This is a genomic window from Streptococcus sp. 10824 (assembly GCF_013276595.1).
Taxonomy (GTDB): Bacteria; Bacillota; Bacilli; order Lactobacillales; family Streptococcaceae; genus Streptococcus; species Streptococcus pseudopneumoniae.
Map to the genome: position 1 here is coordinate 1 of NZ_VMLH01000093.1, position 4722 is coordinate 4722.

Annotated in this window: 4 protein-coding genes; 3 read left to right on the top strand and 1 reads right to left on the bottom strand. The window is 38.3% G+C overall.

Going from position 1 to position 4722, the window contains the following annotated elements; genetic code table 11:
• Positions 1 to 851 precede the first annotated feature (851 nt).
• Positions 852 to 1661 carry a replication initiation protein gene (locus tag HT701_RS08785; RefSeq protein WP_000715517.1) on the top strand — a complete coding sequence of 270 codons (810 nt, stop codon included), beginning with the start codon at positions 852 to 854 and terminating at the stop codon, positions 1659 to 1661.
• 173 nt (positions 1662 to 1834) lie between these two features.
• Here HT701_RS08785 and HT701_RS08790 read toward each other — a convergent pair whose 3' ends face one another.
• The gene (locus tag HT701_RS08790; protein ID WP_000733562.1) at positions 1835 to 2293 is read right to left on the bottom strand and encodes a hypothetical protein; all 459 of its coding nucleotides are present in this window, start codon (positions 2291 to 2293) and stop codon (positions 1835 to 1837) included.
• A 64-nt stretch (positions 2294 to 2357) separates the two neighbouring features.
• Here HT701_RS08790 and HT701_RS08795 point away from each other — a divergent pair, with 64 nt between their 5' ends.
• Positions 2358 to 2645, top strand: coding sequence for a hypothetical protein (locus HT701_RS08795; protein WP_078373521.1), 288 nt, complete (start codon positions 2358 to 2360; stop codon positions 2643 to 2645).
• Between the two features lie 449 nt (positions 2646 to 3094).
• On the top strand, positions 3095 to 4597 hold the full coding sequence (mobV, locus tag HT701_RS08800) for a MobV family relaxase (RefSeq protein ID WP_000121181.1): 1503 nt from the start codon (positions 3095 to 3097) through the stop codon (positions 4595 to 4597).
• Positions 4598 to 4722 lie beyond the last annotated feature (125 nt).

Below are 4722 nucleotides of genomic sequence, written 5' to 3' on the forward strand. Positions count from 1 at the left end.
TCAAATAGACCATGGAATAAAGCAAGCGGACATGGTATAATAGCAATATTCTGGCACTAAGCCTTCGAAAGGAGGTGTTTAGCTTGTTAGAACTCATTACTCTTCTTGTTGTTGTCCGAGTAGTGTTGCCCTTAGCGTACGAGTTGGGGAAAGCCTATGGGATGAAGTGGATTGAAAAGCGCTTCGATGACAACGAGAAATAGTGTCACTTTTCACGAACGCTAGTGTGTTGTAGCTAGCGCAAAAAAGCACCCTAAGTCTTGGCGGACAGGGTGCTTTTCGTTTAGCGTGATGAACTCACTACTCTTGTTGTTGATTAAATTATAACATAGTTTTATAATGGGTGTCAAAAATAGACATTTGTGATATAATCAAATTGAGGCGCCTCAGCGATACGGTCGGTGGCGTGAATCTCTTTATAGGTCGGGCAACTGGAAACGGATAGCTCAAAGGGCACTATTTTGTGTCGGGTGTGGGACTGCCTTCAGCTTCGAGCTGTAAAGACCCCGGATGCATTTTTAAGAGATTGGCCCGATAGGGTCTTTTTTTTTGAAAAATTAAAAAAAAATGAAGGATTTTTTTTAAAGGAGTTACTTTCATACTTACTTTATAACTTACTTTATATATACTTTGGGGGTGTCAAAAAGTCAGTATTATCAAGGGTTTGCGAGGAGATAAGTGACAAAAAAGTACGTGATACATGACAAAAAAGTACGTGATACATGACAAAAAAGTACGTGATACATGACAAAAAAGTACGTGATACATGACAAAAAAGTAATAAATTACTTGAAGTTTGTCATATAATATTATATAATCATTTATGACAAAAAAGTACGTGAGGTTAAGCCATGAAAAAAGGGAAGTCAGAAAATGCGTTTGAGGGCTTGATGTCTAGACAAGATTATCTAGTAGTACAAGCGAATGACCTAGCCAAAGCCTTTGGGAATTTAAAAGCCTTTGAACATAAGCTACTGGACTATTGTTTTAGCTATGTGACCAAAGAAAGCACTGCAACAGATACATTTACGACAAATGCAAAAGAGGTGCTGAAGCACTTTGGATTGAACGCTTCAGGGAAAAACTATGAGCGTGTGGCACGTGGCTTTAAAGCCCTAAACGAAAACACTGCGTTATATCTGCCAATCGTTGAGAATGGCGTTAAAGGGATATTGATGACCCAGTTATTTAGAAAAATTAAATTCTTAGCTAATGGCGAAGTGGAATTTATCTTTTCAGAAGATGCTGCGCCTTACGTATTTGCTTTACGTAGCCAGTTCTTCTCGTTCAAATTGGCAGAGTTAGCTCAAATCAAATCAAAGTATGCCATTATTTTGATGAAATTGTGGGAAGCAAATCGCTTTAAAAATCAACGTGTCACAACCATTCAAGGAGATTTAGACGATTGGCAAGATTGGTTTTTAGGGGAAGAGAGAAGAATGCCCCCTGCAATCTTTGCAAGGAACTGTCTGAAAGTTGGGGCAGAAGAGCTAGAGAAAAAATTAGGGGTAGATGTTTATCTAAACGTAGTTAAAAATGGCCGAAAGGTCATAGGCTATGAAATGCAGATTACTGATAATCGACAAGTACCAACTGCAGAGATAATCAAGCAAGCTGAAGAAAGAAGTCGACAGACAGATATTTATGATTTTTTAGATTAAGCACTGTTCAAAAATCTAAGTATGGTTCAAATGGTTGTAACTGTCATGGAAAACACTTGTTTATATCTAATTTATGAGTAAAAAGATGCTATTGAGATGAAAAAGCAGCTCGATGTTGATGAAATTTAAAGAGACTGGGACAAAATTGTCCCAGTCTCTTTCTTGTTAGTGAATTATTCTTCGTATAGAATTTCAGGGTTCGGTATGCTCATCCCTGAACCACCACTACTGTAATTATTTGTTTCTGATTGAGGAAGTGCTATTTGTATTCCACCAGGGCCGTAAGCTACACCTGTAAAAGTTACTCTTTTTATTTTTCCGCTTACATATATTGAACCACTAACTGATTGTCCTGCCCTACCTTGACCGCTTACCGGGTAATATAAGGTACGGCCATTTGTTAATGTAATACGAACTCCTCCAGAGAATTGATAAGAGCTTTTAGTATAAGGTCGTGCGTACCACCATGCTCTACTTCGGTTATCATAAATTTCTATTTTGGAAACTCCACCATTTCCAGTTGCAGTAGAATATGGGGTGATTTGGTTTGCTTTTGGAGTTTCGGCATATGTTGTAACAGTAAATGAAAGAAGAGTGAGAAAGGTAGTTATAAATAAAATAAGTTTTTTCATGGTAGTTCTCCTTTATTTTTTGTATGATTATATCAGAATATTTTTAAAAATGAAAGGGTTTTCTATGAAGGGTGATGTTTTTTTTGATTATTTTTTGAAATCACTTAGGTTTCATCTTGGTGATAGGTGTAAGGATATTGGATTTATAGAGTTTGCTAAGGATGAAAATAATAGTTTTATTATTATAAAGGATTATATTTTAGAATCATTAGTAGTGTTGTCAAATATTTTGAGTAAGGAGAGGATTGTGTTTTCTTGTGGGGTTATTCATAGTAAGGGGGGAGTTACTGGAGTAGAAGTATGTATGAATGTATTAGAGTTAGAAAGATTAAATAATTTGTATAAGATATAGTTTTGAAGAATATTAAAAAATATAATGGAAACTGTCTATGTAGGATGTGTGGAGTTGATAGTATCAATGTTTCCTATGGAGATAATTTTCTCAACTATGTTTACTTTGATTTTTTGGTCGGACAATAGCGAAGCCGTCCGACTGTCATTTTGAAAAAATGACTTTGGGGGACTTATCGAAGTCGCCCAATTTTTCAAAAAATGCCCTTGCGATTCGAGGGCTTTTTTTGTAGTTCGCCCTGGCATAAAGTGGGCGGACTAGCTCTCTGCAAGAGCCTTCGGAGAACGCACTTTTACGAAGTAAAGTATAATGTGTTATACTTTACATGGAAGTTAGCCGAAATTTGTGCTAAAATTCTAGCTAGAATGTTATCACAATAGACGAGCAATAGGCTTGCCGGCTCGTCTGTCATTCGCTACTCGAATGACCCACCTGAGGAGGTAAAAGTTATGAGCTACATGGTTGCGAGAATGCAGAAAATGAAAGTTGGGAATTTGGGTGGCGCATATAAGCACAATGAACGGATTTTTGAAAAGCACTCAAACAAAGACATCGACACGAGCAGGTCACACCTCAACTATGAGTTGACGGATCGTGACCGCTCTGTGTCGTATGAACGGCAAATTAAGGACTATGTGAACGAGAACAAGAGTTCTAAACGTGGGATACGGAAAGACGCTGTTTTGTGTGATGAATGGATTATTACGTCAGATAAAGATTTTTTTGAAAAGTTGGGCCAGGAGCAGACGAGAAAATTTTTTGAAACGGCTAAAAACTACTTCGCGGAGAATTACGGAGAAACCAACGTTGCTTATGCCAGTGTACATCTTGATGAGAGTACCCCACACATGCACTTAGGGATTGTGCCAATGAGAAATGGTAAGCTGTCATCAAAGGTTATGTTTAACCGTGAGGAGCTAAAGCATATTCAGGAAGATTTGCCAAAGTACATGAATGAGCATGGTTTTGAGTTGCAACGTGGAAAGCGAGATAGCAAAGAACAGCATTTGAGTGTGGCGGACTACAAGGAAAAAATGGGGCGTGAAGCTCTTAATCAGGAATTGCTAGATTTAGGAGCGCCAAAATATTGGCATACGGAAGAACGTAGACCTGCAACAATGTCAGAAATTCAAGATTATGAGGACATAGGTTCTTTGTTTGCAGATTCAGACGTGACATTTAACATCCGAGAAGCGACGTTGGAAGAGCGTTTCAAATGGCTAGACACTCATAGAAACGATTTAAGGGCAGATTTAGGACGTTTAGAGGGTGTCCTTGAGAAAAAGATTGACGAATACGGTAAAATCGATTCTGAGGCTTCTGAGAGGCTCTCAGAGCTATCTGAGGTAAATTCTGAGGTAAATAGTCGTCAGGAGGAAATAAAGGGGTTAAAAAGCGATTCTAAGCGTCTGAGCGATGATGTGGTTCGTCTGGAGAGAGCTCATAGAGAAAAAACGCAACTTTTGGTGGAACAATCAAGTAACTTATCGAAAATTTCGTATAGAGATTTAGATAGACGTCGAGTTGCCAAAGAGTTGCAGGAAGAATTAGAAAATGCTACTCCTAAACTGTTTGGCGATGGCTTTAATTTTACTTCGGATTTTGTTGGACGACTGAAGACGTTTGTGTCTGATGTTGTAGAGAAGCTGGAGCAGGCGGTCAATCAAAATGAGTTACTTAGAAATGCACTAGCAGGCATGAAAGAAGCAAAGAGTAGGCTTGAAAATAGCCTATCTCATGCAGAATGGAAAAATCAGCAATTAGAGACTGAAAACAAAGCATTAAAGCTAGAAAACAGGGAGTTGAAAGTTTCTAAAAATCTCTTAGATGACCTTTCTGAAGTCATAACAGAAAAAGAAGTAACCAGCCTCAATAAGCGTTTAGAAAACTTAAGAGAGACACGAGAACTGTCTAGGAAAAGACATGAGCCTACAAAAGGGCGGAGTATCTGAGCGATTTATGCCGTGAAAGCTATTTGACAATAAGCTAGGTCAAGTTAGACTGGTTAAGGCGGTTCAGTCTGAACTTTGTTCAGCTGACCGACAAACCAAAGACTAACGACCTAGGTTCCTTGTTG

Bases quoted from the DNA above. Each gene is read 5' to 3' on its own strand.
- HT701_RS08785 (WP_000715517.1), top strand. From the start codon at position 852: ATGAAAAAAGGGAAGTCAGAAAATGCGTTTGAGGGCTTGATGTCTAGA.
- mobV (WP_000121181.1), top strand. From the start codon at position 3,095: ATGAGCTACATGGTTGCGAGAATGCAGAAAATGAAAGTTGGGAATTTG.
- HT701_RS08795 (WP_078373521.1), top strand. From the start codon at position 2,358: ATGAAGGGTGATGTTTTTTTTGATTATTTTTTGAAATCACTTAGGTTT.
- HT701_RS08790 (WP_000733562.1), bottom strand. From the start codon at position 2,293: ATGAAAAAACTTATTTTATTTATAACTACCTTTCTCACTCTTCTTTCA.